Below are 18,360 nucleotides of genomic sequence, written 5' to 3'. Positions count from 1 at the left end.
CTTGGCACGGTAAGCGTCTTGCCCCGCGACGTCGCTTGGGGCGCATGAAGAAGAGGAACGAGAAAACGATGACAAAGGTCGCCATCAACGGGTTCGGGCGCATCGGCCGCCTGGTCGCTCGCGCCATCCTCGAGCGTCCGGACTGCGGGCTCGAACTGGTCGCGATCAACGATCTCGCCGACGCCAAGAGCAACGCCTGGCTGTTCAGCCGCGACAGCGTGCATGGGCGTTTCCCGGGCGAAGTGACCGCCGAAGGCGACGCGATTATCGTCAACGGCAAGCGCATCGCGGTCACCGCCGAGCGTGACCCGGCCAACCTTCCGCACAAGGAGCATGGGGTCGAAATCGCGCTCGAATGCACTGGCTTCTTCACCGACAAGGCGGGCGGCGAGAAGCATCTCGCTGCGGGCGCCAAGCGCGTGCTCATCTCGGCCCCGGCCAAGGGCGCGGACCTGACGGTCGTCTACGGCGTCAACCACGACAAGCTGACCGACGAGCACAAGATCGTGTCGAACGCCAGCTGCACCACCAATTGCCTGGCGCCGGTCGCCAAGGTACTGAACGACGCTATCGGCATCGAGCGCGGCCTGATGACCACCATCCACGCCTACACCAACGACCAGAAGATCCTCGACCAGATCCACAGCGACATGCGCCGTGCGCGCGCGGCCGGCATGAGCATGATCCCGACCACAACCGGCGCTGCCCGCGCGGTCGGCGAAGTGCTTCCGGAACTTAAGGGCAAGCTCGACGGCTCGGCCGTACGCGTGCCGACGCCGAACGTGTCGATGGTCGACCTGACCTTCACGCCCAAGCGCGACACCACGCTGGACGAGGTCAATGGTCTGCTCAAGGCGGCGAGCGAGAGCGGTCCCTTAAAGGGCATCCTCGACTATTCGACCGATCCTTTGGTCTCGATCGACCTCAATCATTCGCCGGCAAGTTCGACCATCGACAGCCTCGAGACGGCCGTCCTCGAAGGCAAGCTGGTCCGCGTGGTCAGCTGGTACGACAATGAGTGGGGCTTCTCGAACCGCATGGTCGATACGGCCGGCGCGATGGCCAAGCTCGGCTAATCCACCACTCGCCGTTTGCCCCGAGCGAAGTCGAGGGGCGCACGCCTGTGCCTCGACTTCGCTCGGCACGAACGGAGACTTGAATGCCTGACTTTCATACCCTCGACGACCTGCCCAGTGACCTGACCGGCAAGCGGGTCCTCGTCCGCGTCGACCTGAACGTGCCGATGCAGGATGGCGCAGTGTCCGATGCGACCCGCCTGCAGGCCGCGCTGCCGACCATCCTCGAGCTCTCGGACCGCGGCGCGATCGTCCTGCTGCTGAGCCATTTCGGCAGACCCAAGGGGCAGGTCCGCCCCGACATGTCGACCGCCTTGCTGGTCAAGCCGCTGACCGATCTCACCGGCCGTTCGGTTCGCTTCGTCGAGGATTGCCAGGGCGAGCATGCGGCGCGGGCGATTTCGACCATGACGGCGGGCTCGATCGCGGTGCTGGAAAACACCCGCTTCCATGCGGGGGAAGAGAAGAACGATCCCGAACTCAGCCGCGCGATCGCCGCGCTTGGCGACTATTATGTCAACGACGCCTTCTCCGCCGCGCACCGCGCGCACAGCTCGACCGAGGGTGTCGCCCACCTGCTGCCGAGCTTTGCCGGGCGGGCGATGGAAGGCGAACTGAAGGCGCTGCAAGCCGCTCTCGGGTCGCCCGAGCGCCCGGTCGCGGCGGTGGTCGGCGGGGCCAAGGTCTCGACCAAGCTTGCGGTGCTGCTGCACCTCGTCGGCAAGGTCGATCAACTGATCATCGGCGGCGGCATGGCCAACACCTTCCTTGCCGCGCGCGGGGTGAATGTCGGCAAGTCGCTGTGCGAGCATGAGCTGACCGGCCAGGCCGAAGCGATTCTCGAGGCGGCCGACAAGGCGAATTGCACCGTTCACCTGCCGTACGACGTGGTGGTGGCCAAGGAGTTCGCCGCCAATCCGCCCAGCCTGCGGACCACCAACGTGCATGAACTGGCGGCCGACGAGATGATCCTCGACGTCGGCCCGTCGGCGGTTGAGGCGCTGGGCGACGCGATCAAGAATTGCCGCACCCTCGTCTGGAACGGTCCGCTCGGCGCGTTCGAAACGCCGCCGTTCGACACCGCCACTGTCGCGCTCGCCCGCATCGCGGCGGCACTGACCACCGATGGCAGCCTCGTATCGGTCGCGGGCGGGGGCGACACCGTTGCAGCGCTCAATCACGCCGGGGTGTCGGATGACTTCACCTTCGTCTCGACCGCTGGCGGCGCCTTCCTCGAATGGATGGAAGGCCGCACCCTTCCCGGAGTCGCCGCGCTCGGCGCCTAGCTTTGTTGCGTGGCGGCTGATGCCCGGTTAGAGCCTGCCGCATACGTATGCAGCAGGGTTTTAGGGAGCGTCATGACTAGCGAAGAAATGCGGGCGAAGATTGCGGCCGGTCAGGGGTTCATTGCCGCGCTCGACCAATCGGGCGGTTCGACGCCCAAGGCGCTCAAGGGTTATGGCGTCGAGGAAGATGCTTATTCGAACGATGAGGAGATGTTCGGCCTCATCCACCAGATGCGCAGCCGGATCATCACCTCGCCCTGTTTTTCGGGCGAAAAGGTAATCGGCGCGATCCTGTTCGAAAAGACAATGGACGGCGACGTGGACGGCAAGCCGACCCCGGCCGCGCTAATCGAGCGCGGAATCGTGCCCTTCATCAAGATCGACAAGGGCCTCGAAGACGAGCGCGACGGCGTTCAGTTGATGAAGCCGATCCCCGGCCTCGACGAGCTGCTTACCCGCGCCAAGGACCTTGGTGTGTTCGGGACCAAGGAGCGTTCGGTCATCAATCAGGCCAACGAGGCGGGCATCGCCGCTGTCGTCGGGCAGCAGTTCGAAGTCGCGATCCAGGTGCTGCGCCACGGCATGATGCCGATCATCGAGCCGGAAGTGAACATCAAGAGCGCCGACCGCGCGCAGTCCGACGCGCTGCTGCGTGACGAGATCCTGCGCCATCTCGACCGCCTGCCGGAAGGCGAGCAGGTGATGCTGAAGCTGTCGATCCCGGCCGAAGCGGGGCTGTTCGACGCCCTGACCAAGCACCCGCGCGTGCTTCGCGTCGTGGCGCTGTCAGGCGGGTTCAGCCGTTCGGAAGCGTGCGAGCAGCTCGCCCAGAACCCCGGCATGATCGCCAGCTTCAGCCGCGCGCTGCTGAGCGATCTTCGTCATCAGCAATCGGACGAAGAATTCGACAAGACGCTGGGCGGCGCGATCGACGAGATCCACGCCGCGTCGGTGGCGTAAAGCTCGTCAGTCGGCGCCGCGGCTTCGCAGCGTCAAGGTGAAGGCGAGGGCGAGGGCGGCGATGAAGATCGCCCCCTCGACCGCGCCGGCGAGCAGAAGCAGCGTCGGCGTCAGCGAAGCGAGCAACGGGCCGAGCGGCGCATCGGGGTGAGCCGCGGCGAGCCCGGCGAGGCTTCCCGCCATCATCTTGCCCCCGCCGAAGGTTACCAGCAGCCCGGCCAGCGCGCCCAGCAGCGCGCCCTTGCCCGTCATTACCCCAAGCTTCGGGCGCCCTCGCTCGGCGAGCCACAAAGCGGCGCCGGCCATCGCCCCGATGATCAGCCCTTCGCTGCCCCCCGTGATCGCCAGCGGCCGGCTTCCGATCAGCAGCGCAAAGGCATCGAGGCCGATCAACCGGCCGAGCGATCCGATCAGCATTCCGCCAAGCGCGCCGCCTAGCATCAGCGGCATCAATCGTCCGCGCGCGATTATCCGCCCAAGCGCGCTGCCCGCCGCGACGCCGAGGCCGCCGATCATGCCGACCAGCAGGCAAAGGCAGGTCATCACCAGCACGATCGATATCGCGCCGGTGCCGGGCGGCGGTTCCGTCGCGGCGAGCATGCCGTAGCCGACCCCCCCGAGCAGCCCGGCCGCGGCGCCCCCGGCGAGGCCCGCGCCAGCCAGGAGCAGAATGTCGAACCACGGTAGCCAAATCGGCCTGAGCCGTGGCAGCGCCGCCGAGTGCACTGAACGGGTCGGTTCACCCCCGGCGCTTACCTCAGCAAGAAAACGATAGCCATGCCGCGGCACCGTCTCGATGAAGCGCGGTCGTCCCGCCTGATCGCCAAGCGCCTTACGCAACGCGCGGATGCATTGGGTCAGCGCTTCGTCTGTCACCGGCACACCGCGCCAGACCTCGGCCATGAAGCGGTCCTTGGTGACGAGTTCGCCGGGCTGGCGGGCCAGCAGCAGCAGCGCGTCGAGATAGCGACCGCTCACATCCACCACCGCGCCGTCGCGGGTCAGCCGCCGTTCGGCAGGCTCAAGCCGAAAGCCGCCGAACTCCAGCACCTCATTATTCACGCCGCTCAGCAAAGCCTCATCTCCCGCTCATGCCTTTCAGCAGAGCGGGGGCCAGGGTGACAAGCATTCCCAGTCAAACGTGAAGGAGCGAAAGCACCATGACCGACCCCAGCCGCAAACGACCCGCCCTGTGGCGCCTCGCGATGTGGGGGGCACTTGCGACACTTCTGTCGCTGCCCGCCATTTTTCGCTTTCCCTGGACCTCATCCGACTTCGTCATCATGGGAATCATGCTCGGCAGTGTCGGGCTGGGCATTGAGTTCCTGGTGCGGCGATCGGGCAGCTATGCCTATCGGCTTGGCTCCGTAGCAGCAGTGCTGACGGCCTTCATGACGGTCTGGGCCAATCTTGCGGTGGGCATGATCGGTTCGGAGGAAAACCCCTACAACCTGTACTTCATGGCTATACCGCCGGTGGTCTTCGTGGCTGCCGCGCTGGTGCGCTTCGAGGCGCGGCGGACCGCCTGGATCATGGCTGGAGCGGCCGGGGTGCAACTGGCGCTGGCGCTGGGCGGCATGGATGTCGATTTGCGCGGCGCTCGCTTCAGTTCCTTCTTCGCGATCCTGTGGTTGATCTCCGCGGCCATGTTCTGGGGCGCAGCCGTTGGAGAGCGCCGCGCGGTCCGCTAGGGCGTCGTCCATGATGGACCATGACGACGACCTGACCGTGGAAGGCTTTGCCGACCGCTTCGTGCCGCAGGGGAGAGGTGATGCATCGCTCTACCTCATCAGCCCGCAAGAGGTCGGCGGAGACTTTCCCGACCGTTTGCGCGCGGCGCTCGGCGGCGGCGAGGTGGCGGCGTTCCAGTTGCGGGTGAAGGGCGCCGACCAGCACGCTCTCGCGCGTCTCGCCGAACCGTTGCAGGCAATCTGTGCCGACGCCGGCACCGCCTTCATCGTCAATGACGACATGGGCCTCGCCAAGCGGCTCGGCGCGGACGGCGTTCACCTTGGCCAGAAGGACGGCGATCCGCGCGAGGCCCGCGCGCTTCTCGGACCGGCGGCGCAAATCGGCGTCACCTGTCACGACAGCCGCCATCTCGCGATGGAAGCGGGCGAGGCGGGGGCCGATTATGTCGCCTTCGGAGCCTTTTTTCCGACCACCACCAAGGAAGTCAGTCACGTGCCCGAACTCGGCATTCTCGGCTGGTGGGCGACCCTGTTCGAGCTGCCCTGCGTCGCGATCGGCGGGATCACGCCGGAGAATGGCCGCGGACTGGTCGAAGCGGGTGCCGATTTTCTGGCGGTCAGCGGATCGGTGTGGAATGCGCCCGATCCGGCCAGGGTTGTCGAAGCCTTCCAGCCTTTGCTCAAACGCGGCTGAGCGGGCTTTCCTCGAACCGATCGAGCAGTTCCTCGACATTGTCGTAGACCGCGAGCGCGCCGCGAAGATCGTCGTCCGGGAACAAGCCTGAGCGGACCGCCAGAATCCGGATCCCGGCCGCCGTCGCCGATTCGATGTCGAACGGCGAGTCGCCGACCGCAAGCGCGTCATCCGGATCAACTCCGGCCTTGCGGGCCGCCGCTTCGTAGATGTCTGGACAGGGCTTGGAGCGGTCGACGTCGTCGGCGGTGACCCAGCCATCGACGAACCTGCGGGCGTCGAGCACGTCGAGATGCCGTTTCACCTCCTTCTCGCTCGCCGACGTGGCGAGAATTACCGTCAGCCCTTCCTCATGGCAGCGGCGCAGCAGCGCCCGGGCGCCCGGAAAGGGTTTCAGCCGGTGCATGTAGTCGCGGGCGAACACCTTGGCGTGCGCCTTGCCGAGCGTTTCAATCTCGGCTGGTCCGGCATCGGGAAGCAGGCCTTTCACGAAATTTGCGGCGCCTTTGCCGACCTCGGCATGGATTCGGGCGAGCCGGAACTCGTGACCGGCGGCGCGCAACACTTCCGCCCAGGCCAGCACATGGAAATTGTTGCTGTCGACGAGCGTGCCGTCGATATCGAACAGGATGGCTTTGGGCATGAGGCCCCCAACGAGGAACTGCCGCAAAGCGTTTCCCAACGATGCTTGGGAAAGAAGCCGTGTCTGGATCGTTTCGGGTGGCAACCAATTACTTATCGGGGTTTCCAAGCGATGCGTACTGTTGTTCTTCTCCTCGCCGCCGGTGCAGGCCTTGCCGCTGCCGGACACGCGCTGGCGCAGCAGCCTGCCGCCACCAACAGCCCGGCCGCTGCGACTGCCGCCAAGCCGTGGGTCGCTCCGGGCACGCCGGGATCGCCGATCGACGGCACGGTCTTCCACGCACAGGTCCTGCTCGATGTCGCCGGGTTTCCGAGCGGGGTGATCGACGGCAAGAAGGGCATGGTGTTCGCGCAGGCGCTGCGCGGGTTCCAGCAAAGCCGCAACCTGCCGGTGACGGGCGAACTCGACGGCGCGACCCGCCAGGCGCTGCTTCAGCTCAAGCGGCCGTCGACCCGGATGCTCAGGCTCGGCGAAAACGATCTTCGTGGCCCGTTCGTGTTTCCATTCCCCAAGGACGCGGCGGACCAGGCAAAGCTCGATGGGCTGCATTATCGCAATTCGCTCGAGCAGCTCGCCGAGCGCTTTCACACCACGCCACAGACGATCGTCGCGTTGAACGGCCCGGACAAGCCGATCGGGCAGGGGGCGGTGCTACGCCTTCCGAACGTACTTCCGGGCTCGCGCGATTATGCCGGCGCGATCGGTGACAAGCAGGGGCGGCTGCTCAATTTCTTCAACGTCGATGCCAACCAGCCCAAGGGCGACTTCATCGTCGTCGACAAGTCTGAAGGCGTGATGCGGGTGTACGAGGGCAAGGTGCCCGAGGGGCAGTACAGCACCAATTCCAATCCCGGTCCGGCGCCCAAGCTCGACGACAATCCGGGCAAGCTGGTCGCCCAGTTTCCGGTGACCATGGGGTCGTCGCAATATCCGCTGCCGATCGGGCGCTGGAAGGTGACGACCTATGCGTTCGAACCGCCGTTCAAATATCAGCCGCGCCTGCTCAAGGGGAAGGACCCGAACGAGCCCGAGCAGATGCTTCCGCCGGGACCGAACGGGCCCGTCGGGGTCGCCTGGCTCGACCTGACTAAGGAGCATTACGGAATCCACGGCACCGATTCGCCTGAGACGATCGGCCGGGCCGAAAGCTCGGGCTGCATCCGGCTCGCGAACTGGGATGTGATCCGCCTGAGCCGGATCATGAAGCCCGGCTTCACGGCCATTTTCCAGGCCTGACGGGACAAAGGGGGCAGCGGTGCGGGTCAGCCGGCTAAGTCTCTTCGGCAATGCCATCATCTTTGCCTTGCTGGCGTTCGGCGCGTGGCTGTGGTGGCGCAACGTCAGCCGCGGCGCCGATCCGCCCTCGGCAGCCGAGGCGCTCGCCACCGAGGCGGCCGAGCGGGTCGGGGTCAATCGTAGCGCCCGAGCGCCGCGCCGCGATGGCGGGCCGGCCGGGCCACTGATCATCTCGTCCTCGGGGCTGGCCATTCCCGTGGCCGGGATCCGAATGGCGGACCTGACCGACACCTATAAGGCGAGCCGGGGCGGCGGGAGCCGCGTGCATAATGCCATCGACATCATGGCGCCGCGCGGAACGCCTGTCGTGGCGGCCACCGAAGGCACGGTCGAGAAACTGTTCTTTTCGCGCGGCGGCGGCGGGATCACCGCCTATGTCCGCTCACCCGACGGCCAATGGCTGCATTACTACGCCCATCTCGATTCCTACGCGCCGGGCCTTCAGGAAGGGCAACGTATCAGTCGGGGTGACCCCATCGGCACGGTGGGGATCAGCGGCAATGCAAGCCCGTCCGGGCCGCACCTTCATTACGCCATCTACCGGATGAGCCCGGGCGAGCGGTGGTGGCAGGGCACTCCGATCAATCCCTACCCCCAGCTTGCCGGAAAAGGCGAACGCGGCTAGGGGGCTGGCCCTCGGCCGGGCGTTTTCGGCCAAGCTCTTTCAACCTGTAGAAGCGGAAGTAGCGGATCCATGAAGATCAGCGGCGTCGAAATTCGTCCCGGCAACATCATCGAATATGAAGGCGGCATCTGGCGTGCGGTGAAGATCCAGCACACCCAGCCCGGCAAGGGTGGCGCCTACATGCAGGTCGAACTCAAGAACCTGCGCGATGGTCGCAAGAACAACGTCCGCTTCCGCTCGGCCGAAAGCGTCGAGCGCGTCCGCCTCGACACCAAGGACTTCCAGTTCCTGTACCCTGAAGGCGACATGCTCGTGTTCATGGACAAGGACACCTACGACCAGGTCAGCCTGCCGCGCGACCTGCTGGGCGATGCTGCCGCTTTCCTGCAGGACGGCATGGACGTGGTGATGGAGCTTTATGAGGAAGAAGCCATCTCGGTGCAGCTTCCCGACACCATCGAAGCCACCATTGTCGAGGCCGACGCCGTGGTGAAGGGCCAGACCGCTTCGTCCAGCTACAAGCCCGCGATCCTCGACAATGGCGTGCGCGTCATGGTCCCGCCGCATATTTCGAGCGGCACCAAGATCGTGGTCGACGTCTACGAACAGACCTACGTCCGCCGCGCCGACTGAATGAGCCCGGGGCAGGGTTCGCCTGTCCCGCCCAACCGACCCACCCCCGTCCCCTCCCGCATTCGGGAGGGGGGAGAATTGCCATGGTTTCCCACTCCGGCCTGATCGCCGTCATGCAAAAGGCCGCCCGCAAGGCCGCCCCCAAGCTTCGCCGCGACTTTGGCGAGGTGGGCGAGCTGCAGGTGTCCAAGAAGGGCCCGGGCGATTTCGTCACCATGGCCGACCGACAGGCCGAGGAAACCATTCTCGGCGAACTCAAGGCCGCGCGTCCCGACTGGAACTTCCTGCTCGAGGAAAGCGGCGAGATCGCCGGCAATCCCGCCAAGCCGCGTTTCATCGTCGACCCGCTGGATGGGACCACCAACTTCCTCCACGGCATTCCGCACTTCGCCATCTCGATCGCGGTCGAGGAGAAGAAGCCCAACGGGCAGCCCGACATCACCCATGCTCTGGTCTACCAGCCCCTGACCGACGAGACCTTCTGGGCCGAAAAAGGCCGTGGCAGCTGGCTTCACGACCGCCGCCTGCGCGTGTCGGCCCGCCGTTATCTCGACGAGGCCCTGATCGGGACGGGCATCCCACATCTCGGACGCTCGGACGTCGCGCAATGGAACCGGATCTACTCCGCCATCGCGCCCGAAGTCGCGGGGATCCGCCGGTTCGGCGCCGCCAGCCTCGACTTCGCGTGGGTTGCGGCAGGGCGGATGGACGGCTTCTGGGAAGACGATCTCGACGTCTGGGACTCCGCGGCGGGCATGCTGCTGGTCAAGGAAGCGGGCGGCTTCGTGTCCGACTATCGCGGCCAAGATCGGATGCTTGAACGCCGCGAGTATATCGCCGCCAACGGCGACCTCCACAGCCGCCTTCACAAGCTCGTCGCGAGCGCGCTGCGGAGTTGAGGCCGGGCGCGTCCCGCTAAAGGGACAAAGGGGGACCATATGGTCCTTCTGATGGTTGTTTCCGGCCCAGCCCTGCTCTAGAGCGCGGCCAACCTATTACCGGAGAGTCTCGCGTGGCCGCAGTCGCCGCACAATATCTGCCGATCCTGTTGTTCCTGGGCGTGGCGCTCGCTCTCAGCTCGATCTTCGTGTTCGCGCCGATCATCGCGTCCAAGTTCACCGGCGCCGACAAGCCTTATGCCGAGAAGCTCACCGAATATGAGTGCGGCTTTCCGGCGTTCGAGGATTCGCGCTCGCAGTTCGACGTCCGCTTCTACCTGGTCGCGATCCTGTTCATCGTGTTCGACCTCGAAGCGGCGTTCCTGTTCCCGTGGGCGGTTACGCTCGACAGCACCGGCTGGCTCGGCTGGGGCGCGATGATGGTGTTCCTCGCCGAACTGGCGCTCGGCCTTGCTTATGCCTGGAAGAAGGGAGCGCTCGAATGGGAGTGATGCTCGACCCCGCGGCCAATCCCTATCCGACCGAGGAAGAGATCGCCCGCGCCTATGGTCTGACCCCCGGCTCGCCTGAGCACGCCCGCCTGACCGAGATGGGCAAGGACCTCGACGAGAAGGGCTTTCTCGTGACGTCGGCCGAGGACCTGTTCACCTGGGCCCGCACCGGCTCGCTGTGGTGGATGACCTTCGGGCTTGCCTGCTGCGCGGTGGAGATGATCCACGTCAACATGCCGCGCTACGACCTCGAACGGTTCGGCGTTGCCCCGCGTGCGTCACCGCGTCAGTCGGACGTGATGATCGTCGCCGGCACCTTGTGCAACAAGATGGCCCCGGCACTGCGCCGCGTCTACGACCAGATGGCCGAGCCGCGCTACGTCATCTCGATGGGCAGCTGCGCCAATGGCGGCGGCTATTATCACTACAGCTACAGCGTCGTTCGCGGCTGCGATCGGATCGTTCCGGTCGACATCTATGTCCCGGGCTGCCCGCCGACCGCCGAAGCCCTGCTCTACGGGATCATGCAATTGCAGCGGAAGATCCGCCGCGAGGGGACGATTGAGCGGTGACCCATTCGGCTCCTAGGACCGCGTCCGACGAGGGCGTGATCGATGCGGCCCAGGCCGCGCTCGGTTCGCTGATCCTCGACGTGAAGGATCAGGCGGACGAAATCACGCTGACCGTGCAGCGCGACGGCGTGGCCGACGCCTGCCGCCTGCTGCGCGACACGCCCGGCCTCGAATATCAGCAGCTGATGGAGATCGCCGGGGTTGATTACCCGGAGAATCCGGAGCGCTTCGAGGTCAATTACCACCTGCTCTCGCTGACCCGGAACCGCCGCATTCGCGTCAAGGTGCGGACCGACGAGACGACCCCGGTGCCGACCGTCACGACCCTGTGGCCGGTCGCCGGCTGGCTCGAGCGCGAAGTGTTCGACCTTTATGGGGTGACCTTCGCCGGCAATGCCGACCTTCGCCGGATTCTCACCGACTACGGGTTCGAGGGCTATCCGCTGCGCAAGGACTTCCCGCTGACCGGTTATACCGAGATGCGTTATTCGGAAGCCGAGAAGCGCGTGGTGTACGAGCCGGTCAGCCTGGCGCAGGATTTCCGTACCTTCGACTTCCTGACGCCGTGGAACGGGCCGGAATATCGCCTGCCGGGCGATGAAAAGGCCGAGCCGGGCGCTCCGGGGGGTGCTTCGCCTGCGCCTGCCACCGCGGCCGCGCCGAAGGTCGAAGCTGGCAGAGGCGCCGGCGAGCGTGGCGGCGAAAAACCGTACAATACCGATAACGAGGACCGCAAAACCGCCGGCATGGCTGAAGCGTCGGTTGAGGCCCGAAAGTCGAACAGCGACAAGTCGGCGCAGCTCGGCGGCAAGCTCACCGAAACCGACGAGCCGGTCCCCGACAGCAAGAACGTGACCCGCGACGGCGGGGAGGCGCAGTAATGGCTATCAGCGAAGAGAATGGCGTTGCGCTCGACGAGGGCCGCCAGACCACCCGCGTCGAGATCGGTGTCCTGCCCGAGCGCGGCGACCAGAACCTCGGCGACGAGGCGATCCAGAATTACACGATCAACTTCGGCCCGCAGCACCCGGCCGCGCACGGCGTGCTGCGCCTGATCATGGAATTGGACGGCGAGATCGTCGAACGCTGCGATCCGCACGTCGGCCTGCTTCACCGCGGCACCGAAAAGCTGATCGAATACAAGACCTATGCGCAGGCGATCCCCTATTTCGATCGCCTCGATTACTGCTCGCCGATGTGCATGGAGCATAGCTTCGTGCTCGCGGCAGAGAAGCTGATGGGTCTCGAGGTGCCGATCCGCGCCCAGTACATCCGGGTGATGATGGCGGAACTGACCCGCATCAAGAACCACATGCTGAACCTTGGCTCCCACGTCATGGACGTGGGCGCGATGACGCCCAACCTGTGGCTGTTCGAGCTGCGCGAAGATCTGATGCAGATCTACGAAAGCGTGTCGGGCGCGCGGATGCACGCCAACTATTTCCGCGTCGGCGGCGTCCACCAGGACATCACGCCCAAGACGCTGGACGAAATCGGCACCTTCCTCGACAAGCGCCTGCAGCTGTTCGAGGATGCGATCAGCCTGGTCGCCGACAACCGCATCTTCAAGCAACGCAACGTCGATATCGCAATCGTCACCAAGGAAGACGCGATCGCCTGGGGCTTCTCGGGTCCGATGATCCGCGGCTCGGGCATGCCGTGGGATATCCGCAAGTCGCAGCCGTACGAGGTCTACGACCGGATGGAGTTCGACGTGCCGGTCGGGACCCGCGGCGACTGCTACGACCGCTTCATGGTCCGGGTCGAAGAGGTTCGTCAGAGCTGGCGCATCATCCGCCAGTGCCTGAACGAGATGCCCAAGGGCGAGATCGGGTCGAGCGACCGCAAGGTGTTCCCGCCCAAGCGGGCAGAGATGAAGACCTCGATGGAGGCGCTCATCCACCACTTCAAGCTTTACACCGAAGGCTATCACGTGCCGGCGGGCGAAGTGTATGTCGCGACCGAAAGCCCCAAGGGCGAGTTCGGCGTCTATCTGGTCGCCGACGGCACCAACAAACCTTACCGCTGCAAGATCAGGCCGACTGCGTTCAGCCACCTGCAGGCGATGGACTTCATGATGAAGGGTCACATGCTGGCCGATACGACTGCCGTGCTCGGCGCGATGGACATCGTGTTCGGGGAGTGTGACCGCTAATGGCCGAGCGTCATTTCGCCCCCGATGTCCCCGAACTGCGCGAGCGCTGGAGCGCTTTCGCGTGGGACAAGGCGCATGCGCCCGAGGCTGCGCGTGCGCTTGCCAAATATCCGGAAGGCCGCAAGGCCTCGGCCGTGATCCCCTTGCTCGATCTTGCCCAGCGGCAGGTCGGCGCCGAGACCGGCACGCAAGGCTGGCTGCCGATCCCGGTGATCGAATTCGTCGCTGCAGAATGTGGGCTTCCCCCAATCCGCGCGATGGAGGTCGCCAGCTTCTACACCATGTTCAATCTGGTGCCGGTGGGCAAATTCCACGTCCAGGTGTGCGGCACCACGCCGTGCATGCTGCGCGGGTCCGACGACGTGCTCAAGGCTTGCTATGCCAAAGGCATGAAGAAGGGCGGGACCTCGCCCGATGGCCTGTTCACCCTGACCGAGGTCGAGTGCCTGGGCGCCTGCGCCAACGCACCGATGGTCCAGATCAACGACGACAATTTCGAGGATCTGACCGAAGAGAGCATGACCAGGGTGCTCGACGCGCTGACGGCCGGCAAGCCGGTCAAAGCGGGCTCTCAGATCGGGCGGCAGACCAGCTGCCCCGAGGGCGGCCCGACCAGCCTCAAGAAGATGACCGAGCGCAATTACGACTATCGCCCGATGTGGGCGGAAGCGGGCGAGGGCGCCTGAGTGGAAGGCTCGGTCATCCTGATCATCGTCGGCGTCATCGCCGCCTTTCTCGCGCTCAAGTTCATCAAGGGCGTGGTCAAGCTTGCCGTGCTTGCGGCAATCGTGATCGCGGTCATCTACTTCCTCAGCCAGGGCTCGCTCTAAGATGGGCTACACAGGACCGCTGTCCGACAAGGACCGCATCTTCACCAACGTCTACGGCTTTCAGTCGCCCGATCTGAAGGCGTCGCAGGCGCGCGGCGACTGGGACAATACCAAGGCGCTGATGGCCGTCGGCCCCGACGCGATCATCGACGCGGTCAAGGCGTCGGGCCTGCGCGGGCGCGGCGGGGCGGGCTTCCCGACCGGCATGAAGTGGAGCTTCATGCCCAAGGAGCCCAAGCCCGGCAAACCCAACTTCCTGGTGATCAATGCCGACGAATCCGAGCCCGGGTCGTGCAAGGACCGCGAGATCATCCGTCACGATCCGCACAAGCTGATCGAAGGCGCGTTGATCGCCAGCTTCGCGATGCGTGCGCGGGCCTGCTACATCTACATCCGCGGCGAATACATCCGTGAGGCGCAGGCGCTCGAGAAGGCCATCGCCGAGGCCTATGCTGCGGGTCTGGTCGGCAAGAATGCAGCCGGGTCGGGCTACGACTTCGACATCTTCTGCCATCGCGGTGCCGGCGCCTACATCTGCGGCGAAGAGACCGCGATGCTGGAAAGCCTCGAAGGCAAGATGGGCCGTCCGCGTCTCAAGCCGCCGTTCCCGGCCGGTGCGGGGCTCTACGGCTGCCCGACCACGGTCAACAACGTCGAATCGATCGCGGTGGTCCCGACCATTTTGCGCCGCGGCGCCAGCTGGTTCGCCGGCTTCGGGCGCGAGAAGAACGAGGGCACCAAGCTCTTCCAGATCAGCGGCCATGTGAACAAGCCGGCGGTAGTCGAGGAGAGCATGAGCATCTCCTTCCGCGAGCTGATCGATCGCCATTGCGGCGGTATCCATGGCGGGTGGGACAATCTGCTCGCGGTGATCCCGGGTGGAAGCTCGGTACCGCTGGTGCCGGCGGCCGAGATCATAGACGCGCCAATGGACTTCGATGGCCTGAAGGCGGTCGGCTCCGGACTTGGCACCGCAGCGGTCATCGTCATGGACAAGTCGACCGACATCGTCCGCGCGATCAGCCGCATCAGCTATTTCTACAAGCATGAGAGCTGCGGCCAGTGCACCCCGTGCCGCGAAGGCACCGGTTGGATGTGGCGGATCATGGAGCGGCTGCGTGAAGGCGACGGCAGCCCCGAGCTGATCGACAAGCTCTACGACGTTACCAAGCAGGTCGAAGGCCACACCATCTGCGCGCTCGGCGACGCGGCGGCGTGGCCGATCCAGGGCCTGATCAAACATTTCCGCCCCGAGCTTGAGCGCCGCATGACGGAGCGCAACGGCGGGGCGATGCTCGAGGCTGCCGAATAATGCCCAAGGTTACCGTCGACGGCGAAGAGATCGAGGTCCCCGCAGGGGCGACCGTGCTGCAGGCATGCGAGCTTGCCGGCAAGGAGATCCCGCGCTTCTGCTACCACGAGCGGCTGAGCATCGCGGGCAATTGCCGCATGTGCCTAGTCGAAGTCGCGCCCGGCCCTCCCAAGCCGCAGGCGAGCTGCGCGCTTCCGGCTGCTGACGGCCAGACGATCCGCACCGACACGGCGATGGTCAAGAAGGCGCGCGAAGGGGTGATGGAGTTCCTCCTCATCAATCACCCGCTCGATTGCCCTATCTGCGATCAGGGCGGCGAATGCGATCTGCAGGACCAGGCGATGGCCTATGGCCGCTCGTCCAGCCGCTTCAACGAGAACAAGCGCTCGGTCGACGACAAATATATGGGTCCGGTCATCAAGACCGCGATGACCCGCTGCATCCAGTGCACCCGCTGCGTGCGCTTTGCCGAAGAGGTCGCGGGCACGCCCGAACTGGGCATGCTGTATCGCGGCGAGGATGCGCAGATTACGGCGTATCTCGAGCGGGCGTTGACCAGCGAGCTGAGCGGCAACCTTGCCGACCTGTGCCCGGTGGGCGCGCTTCTGCAGGCGCCGCAGAATTTTGAATATCGCCCATGGGAACTGCGCAAGATCCCGTCGATCGATGTGATGGACGCGGTCGGCAGCAACATCCGCCTCGACGTTCGCGGGCCTCAGGTGATGCGGATCCTTCCGCGCATCAACGAGGACGTCAACGAGGAATGGATCAGCGACAAGACGCGGCACCACGCCGACGCGTTGGTCCGCAATCGCCTCGACCGCCCGTGGCTGCGCGAAGGCGGCAAGTTGCGCGCGGCGACCTGGGCTGAGGCACTCGAGCTGTTTGCGAGCAAGCTGAAGAGCGCCGGGTCGAAGGTCGCGGCGATCGCGGGTGACCTGCTCGACGCGGAGACGATGTTCGCGGCCAAGAAGCTGCTCCAGGGCCAAGGCTCCACCCTGCTCGAAGGTCGTCAGACCGGCCTCGATTATGATGTGACCTCGCTTTCGGCGGTGGCGTTCAACTCGACCCTCGCGGGGATCGAGACCGCCGACGCCATCCTGCTGATCGGCACCAATCCGCGCTGGGAAGCGCCGCTGGTCAACACGCGGTTGCTCAAGGCGTCGCGACGCGCGGGCGCGGCGGTATTCAGCGTCGGGCCGGCGGTCGACCTGACGTATCCGGTGGCCGATATCGGCGACGATCTGGCGATCCTCGGCAAGCTGCCCAAGGCGGTCACCGATGCCTTCGCCAAAGCGGAGCGTCCGGCGGTCATTGTCGGTCCCGGCGCGCTGGGTGCAGGGGCGCTTGGTGCTGCGCTGGCGCTCGTGGGGCCACTCGGCCTCGTCAAGGACGGCTGGAACGGCTTCAACGTCATCCACACCGCCGCCAGCCGGATGGCCTCGCTGATGCTGGGCTACGGCCAGAAGGGTGGCATCGCTGACCTCGAAGCCGCGTCGCCCGAGCTGGTCCTGCTGCTCGGGGCCGACGAAGTCGCGCCCGAGCGCTTTGCCGGCGCTTTTAAGGTCTATATTGGCCATCACGGCGACAAGGGAGCCAAGCAGGCCGACCTCGTCCTGCCGGGCGCGGCCTACAGCGAAAAGCACGGCACCTTCGTCAACCTCGAAGGCCGTGTGCAGCGCGCCGAAAAGGCGAGCTTTGCGCCGGGCGAAGCGCGCGAGGATTGGACCATCCTGCGCGCCGTGTCCGACCTCGTCGGCAAGCCACTTGCCTTCGACCGCTTCGACCAGCTTCGCGCCGCGATGATCGCCGACGTGCCCGCGCTGGGCGAGCTCGGCCTTCTCGACCTGCCGTGGTCGCCGCCGTCGCTGTCGGCCGACGCCGGCGGCCCGGTCGGCCTGCCGGTCAAGGATTTCTACCTCACCAACGCCATCAGCCGCGCCAGCCCTGTAATGCAGCGCTGCTCCGCCGAGCTGATCCATGGCCAGACCTTCGCAGAGGCGGCGGAATGACACCCGAGGAAATCGCGAAGGAGCTGCGCCGTCCCCGCGCGCCTTTGTCTGTCGGCGTCATCGGGATTTTCGTCATGGCCATCGCCGTGCTGATCATGCTTGGCTTGACTTCAGGGACTTCTAAGCTGTGACCGCTACCTTCCAGGGCTGGGGCCTCAACTACGACTGGTCGTGGTTCCTGGCGACCATCGCCGGCGTCCTGCTGATCGCGCTTCCGCTGATGCTGGCGGTGGCGATGATCATCTATGCCGAGCGCAAGATCTGGGCCGCCATGGCGCTTCGCCGCGGTCCCAACGTGGTCGGCCCGTTCGGCCTGCTGCAAAGCTTTGCCGACGGCCTCAAGGTCTTCCTCAAGGAGACCATCATCCCGACCAGCGCCAACAAGGGCCTGTTCCTGCTGGCGCCGATCATCAGCTTCACCGTCGCGCTGATCGTCTGGGCGGTAGTGCCCTTCGACGTCGGCGTGGTGCTGTCGGACATCAACGTTGGCCTGCTCTACATCCTCGCGGCGTCGAGCCTGGGCGTCTACGGCGTGATCATCGCCGGCTGGGCGTCGAACTCGAAATATCCCTTCTTCTCGGCGCTCCGCGCGGCCGCGCAGATGGTCAGCTACGAAGTGTCGATCGGCTTCGTACTAATCTGCGTCGTGCTCTACGCCGGCACCTTCAACATGACCGGCATCGTCATGGCGCAGCAGGGCCATATCTTCGGGCTGCTCAACGGCTTCGGGTTCAATCCCTTGCTGTTCCCGATGGCGGTGGTGTTTCTCATCTCGTCGATGGCCGAAACCTTCCGCACGCCGTTCGACCTGACCGAGGCCGAAAGCGAGCTCGTCGCGGGCTTCCAGACCGAATATTCGTCGATGAGCTTCGCGCTCTTCTGGCTCGGCGAATATGGCAACGTCATCCTGATGTGCGCGCTCAACGCCATCCTGTTCTGGGGCGGGTTCCTGCCGCCGCTCAACATCGACCTCATTCCGTGGTTCGATATTCCGGGCATCATCTGGCTGCTGGTCAAGATGATGTTCTTCTTCTTCGTCTTCGGCTGGGTCCGCGCGACCGTGCCGCGGTACCGCTACGACCAGCTGATGCGGCTGGGCTGGAAGATCTTCCTGCCGCTGTCGCTGTTCTTCGTCTTCGCCATCAGCCTGTGGTTGATGCTGACCCGTTATGGAGCCTGACCGGC

Annotated in this window: 21 protein-coding genes; 19 read left to right on the top strand and 2 right to left on the bottom strand. The window is 65.4% G+C overall.

The window, feature by feature from the left end:
* Positions 1 to 68: 68 nt before the first annotated feature.
* The 3 genes from gap (at position 69) to V6R86_RS12440 (ending at position 3,322) form a co-directional block, all read left to right on the top strand.
* Positions 69 to 1,076 (top strand): type I glyceraldehyde-3-phosphate dehydrogenase, encoded by a 1,008-nt coding sequence (gap, locus tag V6R86_RS12450; protein ID WP_338504872.1) that lies wholly within the window; start codon positions 69 to 71, stop codon positions 1,074 to 1,076.
* A gap of 83 nt (positions 1,077 to 1,159) precedes the next feature.
* Entirely contained in the window at positions 1,160 to 2,362 is a 1,203-nt protein-coding gene (locus V6R86_RS12445; RefSeq protein WP_338504871.1) for a phosphoglycerate kinase, read from the top strand.
* A 72-nt stretch (positions 2,363 to 2,434) separates the two neighbouring features.
* Entirely contained in the window at positions 2,435 to 3,322 is an 888-nt protein-coding gene (locus tag V6R86_RS12440) for a fructose bisphosphate aldolase (RefSeq protein ID WP_338504870.1), read from the top strand.
* A 6-nt stretch (positions 3,323 to 3,328) separates the two neighbouring features.
* On the opposite strand, the gene V6R86_RS12435 is transcribed toward V6R86_RS12440, so the two are convergent.
* Complete coding sequence (locus V6R86_RS12435; protein ID WP_338504869.1) at positions 3,329 to 4,384, bottom strand: transcriptional regulator; 1,056 nt, start codon at positions 4,382 to 4,384, stop codon at positions 3,329 to 3,331.
* Positions 4,385 to 4,482: 98 nt separating this feature from the next.
* Here V6R86_RS12435 and V6R86_RS12430 point away from each other — a divergent pair, with 98 nt between their 5' ends.
* On the top strand, positions 4,483 to 5,013 hold the full coding sequence (locus tag V6R86_RS12430) for a hypothetical protein (RefSeq protein WP_338504868.1): 531 nt from the start codon (positions 4,483 to 4,485) through the stop codon (positions 5,011 to 5,013).
* A gap of 10 nt (positions 5,014 to 5,023) precedes the next feature.
* Positions 5,024 to 5,707 carry a thiamine phosphate synthase gene (gene thiE / locus V6R86_RS12425; protein ID WP_338504867.1) on the top strand — a complete coding sequence of 228 codons (684 nt, stop codon included), beginning with the start codon at positions 5,024 to 5,026 and terminating at the stop codon, positions 5,705 to 5,707.
* Here the strand turns inward: thiE and V6R86_RS12420 are convergent.
* Complete coding sequence (locus tag V6R86_RS12420) at positions 5,694 to 6,350, bottom strand: HAD family phosphatase (RefSeq protein ID WP_338504866.1); 657 nt, start codon at positions 6,348 to 6,350, stop codon at positions 5,694 to 5,696. The genes thiE and V6R86_RS12420 overlap by 14 nt on opposite strands.
* 111 nt (positions 6,351 to 6,461) lie before the next feature.
* On the opposite strand from V6R86_RS12420, the gene V6R86_RS12415 reads away from it, so the two are divergent.
* The 14 genes from V6R86_RS12415 (at position 6,462) to nuoH (ending at position 18,355) form a co-directional block, all read left to right on the top strand.
* Positions 6,462 to 7,586 carry a L,D-transpeptidase family protein gene (locus tag V6R86_RS12415; RefSeq protein ID WP_338504865.1) on the top strand — a complete coding sequence of 375 codons (1,125 nt, stop codon included), beginning with the start codon at positions 6,462 to 6,464 and terminating at the stop codon, positions 7,584 to 7,586.
* A 19-nt stretch (positions 7,587 to 7,605) separates the two neighbouring features.
* Positions 7,606 to 8,271, top strand: coding sequence for a M23 family metallopeptidase (locus V6R86_RS12410; RefSeq protein WP_338504864.1), 666 nt, complete (start codon positions 7,606 to 7,608; stop codon positions 8,269 to 8,271).
* A 69-nt stretch (positions 8,272 to 8,340) separates the two neighbouring features.
* The gene (gene efp, locus V6R86_RS12405) at positions 8,341 to 8,904 is read left to right on the top strand and encodes an elongation factor P (RefSeq protein WP_338504863.1); all 564 of its coding nucleotides are present in this window, start codon (positions 8,341 to 8,343) and stop codon (positions 8,902 to 8,904) included.
* Positions 8,905 to 8,987: 83 nt separating this feature from the next.
* Positions 8,988 to 9,803 (top strand): inositol monophosphatase family protein, encoded by an 816-nt coding sequence (locus V6R86_RS12400; protein ID WP_338504862.1) that lies wholly within the window; start codon positions 8,988 to 8,990, stop codon positions 9,801 to 9,803.
* A gap of 113 nt (positions 9,804 to 9,916) precedes the next feature.
* Positions 9,917 to 10,294, top strand: a complete 378-nt coding sequence (gene ndhC / locus V6R86_RS12395) for an NADH-quinone oxidoreductase subunit A (RefSeq protein ID WP_338504861.1) — start codon at positions 9,917 to 9,919, stop codon at positions 10,292 to 10,294.
* A gap of 98 nt (positions 10,295 to 10,392) precedes the next feature.
* Complete coding sequence (locus V6R86_RS12390) at positions 10,393 to 10,866, top strand: NuoB/complex I 20 kDa subunit family protein (protein ID WP_156957009.1); 474 nt, start codon at positions 10,393 to 10,395, stop codon at positions 10,864 to 10,866.
* Positions 10,863 to 11,747, top strand: coding sequence for an NADH-quinone oxidoreductase subunit C (locus tag V6R86_RS12385; RefSeq protein ID WP_338504859.1), 885 nt, complete (start codon positions 10,863 to 10,865; stop codon positions 11,745 to 11,747). Before V6R86_RS12390 ends, V6R86_RS12385 begins: the two co-directional genes overlap by 4 nt.
* Positions 11,747 to 13,021, top strand: a complete 1,275-nt coding sequence (locus V6R86_RS12380) for an NADH-quinone oxidoreductase subunit D (RefSeq protein ID WP_338504858.1) — start codon at positions 11,747 to 11,749, stop codon at positions 13,019 to 13,021. The genes V6R86_RS12385 and V6R86_RS12380 overlap by 1 nt, the downstream gene beginning before the upstream one ends.
* A complete protein-coding gene (locus V6R86_RS12375; RefSeq protein WP_338504857.1) occupies positions 13,021 to 13,707 on the top strand; it encodes an NAD(P)H-dependent oxidoreductase subunit E in 687 nt (228 codons plus the stop codon). The genes V6R86_RS12380 and V6R86_RS12375 overlap by 1 nt, the downstream gene beginning before the upstream one ends.
* On the top strand, positions 13,708 to 13,851 hold the full coding sequence (locus V6R86_RS12370; RefSeq protein WP_338504856.1) for a hypothetical protein: 144 nt from the start codon (positions 13,708 to 13,710) through the stop codon (positions 13,849 to 13,851). It abuts the gene before it with no gap.
* 1 nt (position 13,852) lies between these two features.
* A complete protein-coding gene (gene nuoF, locus V6R86_RS12365) occupies positions 13,853 to 15,163 on the top strand; it encodes an NADH-quinone oxidoreductase subunit NuoF (RefSeq protein ID WP_338504855.1) in 1,311 nt (436 codons plus the stop codon).
* Positions 15,163 to 17,175 carry an NADH-quinone oxidoreductase subunit NuoG gene (gene nuoG, locus V6R86_RS12360; RefSeq protein ID WP_338504854.1) on the top strand — a complete coding sequence of 671 codons (2,013 nt, stop codon included), beginning with the start codon at positions 15,163 to 15,165 and terminating at the stop codon, positions 17,173 to 17,175. Before nuoF ends, nuoG begins: the two co-directional genes overlap by 1 nt.
* Positions 17,172 to 17,306, top strand: a complete 135-nt coding sequence (locus V6R86_RS12355) for a hypothetical protein (protein ID WP_338504853.1) — start codon at positions 17,172 to 17,174, stop codon at positions 17,304 to 17,306. The genes nuoG and V6R86_RS12355 overlap by 4 nt, the downstream gene beginning before the upstream one ends.
* Complete coding sequence (nuoH, locus tag V6R86_RS12350) at positions 17,303 to 18,355, top strand: NADH-quinone oxidoreductase subunit NuoH (protein ID WP_338504852.1); 1,053 nt, start codon at positions 17,303 to 17,305, stop codon at positions 18,353 to 18,355. Before V6R86_RS12355 ends, nuoH begins: the two co-directional genes overlap by 4 nt.
* Positions 18,356 to 18,360: the final 5 nt, after the last annotated feature.

Source organism: Sphingomonas kaistensis, assembly GCF_036884275.1.
Lineage (GTDB): Bacteria > Pseudomonadota > Alphaproteobacteria > Sphingomonadales > Sphingomonadaceae > Sphingomicrobium > Sphingomicrobium kaistense_A.
Note: the sequence above shows the minus strand (reverse complement) of the source record. Positions and strands in the feature narration are given on the sequence as shown.

Coding starts and splice junctions, on each gene's coding strand:
- V6R86_RS12440 (WP_338504870.1), top strand. CDS start 2,435: ATGACTAGCGAAGAAATGCGGGCGAAGATTGCGGCCGGTCAGGGGTTC.
- thiE (WP_338504867.1), top strand. CDS start 5,024: ATGATGGACCATGACGACGACCTGACCGTGGAAGGCTTTGCCGACCGC.
- nuoG (WP_338504854.1), top strand. CDS start 15,163: ATGCCCAAGGTTACCGTCGACGGCGAAGAGATCGAGGTCCCCGCAGGG.
- V6R86_RS12420 (WP_338504866.1), bottom strand. CDS start 6,350: ATGCCCAAAGCCATCCTGTTCGATATCGACGGCACGCTCGTCGACAGC.
- V6R86_RS12355 (WP_338504853.1), top strand. CDS start 17,172: ATGACACCCGAGGAAATCGCGAAGGAGCTGCGCCGTCCCCGCGCGCCT.
- gap (WP_338504872.1), top strand. CDS start 69: ATGACAAAGGTCGCCATCAACGGGTTCGGGCGCATCGGCCGCCTGGTC.
- V6R86_RS12390 (WP_156957009.1), top strand. CDS start 10,393: ATGGGCAAGGACCTCGACGAGAAGGGCTTTCTCGTGACGTCGGCCGAG.
- V6R86_RS12400 (WP_338504862.1), top strand. CDS start 8,988: ATGGTTTCCCACTCCGGCCTGATCGCCGTCATGCAAAAGGCCGCCCGC.
- nuoF (WP_338504855.1), top strand. CDS start 13,853: ATGGGCTACACAGGACCGCTGTCCGACAAGGACCGCATCTTCACCAAC.
- V6R86_RS12380 (WP_338504858.1), top strand. CDS start 11,747: ATGGCTATCAGCGAAGAGAATGGCGTTGCGCTCGACGAGGGCCGCCAG.
- V6R86_RS12375 (WP_338504857.1), top strand. CDS start 13,021: ATGGCCGAGCGTCATTTCGCCCCCGATGTCCCCGAACTGCGCGAGCGC.
- efp (WP_338504863.1), top strand. CDS start 8,341: ATGAAGATCAGCGGCGTCGAAATTCGTCCCGGCAACATCATCGAATAT.
- V6R86_RS12415 (WP_338504865.1), top strand. CDS start 6,462: ATGCGTACTGTTGTTCTTCTCCTCGCCGCCGGTGCAGGCCTTGCCGCT.
- V6R86_RS12445 (WP_338504871.1), top strand. CDS start 1,160: ATGCCTGACTTTCATACCCTCGACGACCTGCCCAGTGACCTGACCGGC.
- V6R86_RS12430 (WP_338504868.1), top strand. CDS start 4,483: ATGACCGACCCCAGCCGCAAACGACCCGCCCTGTGGCGCCTCGCGATG.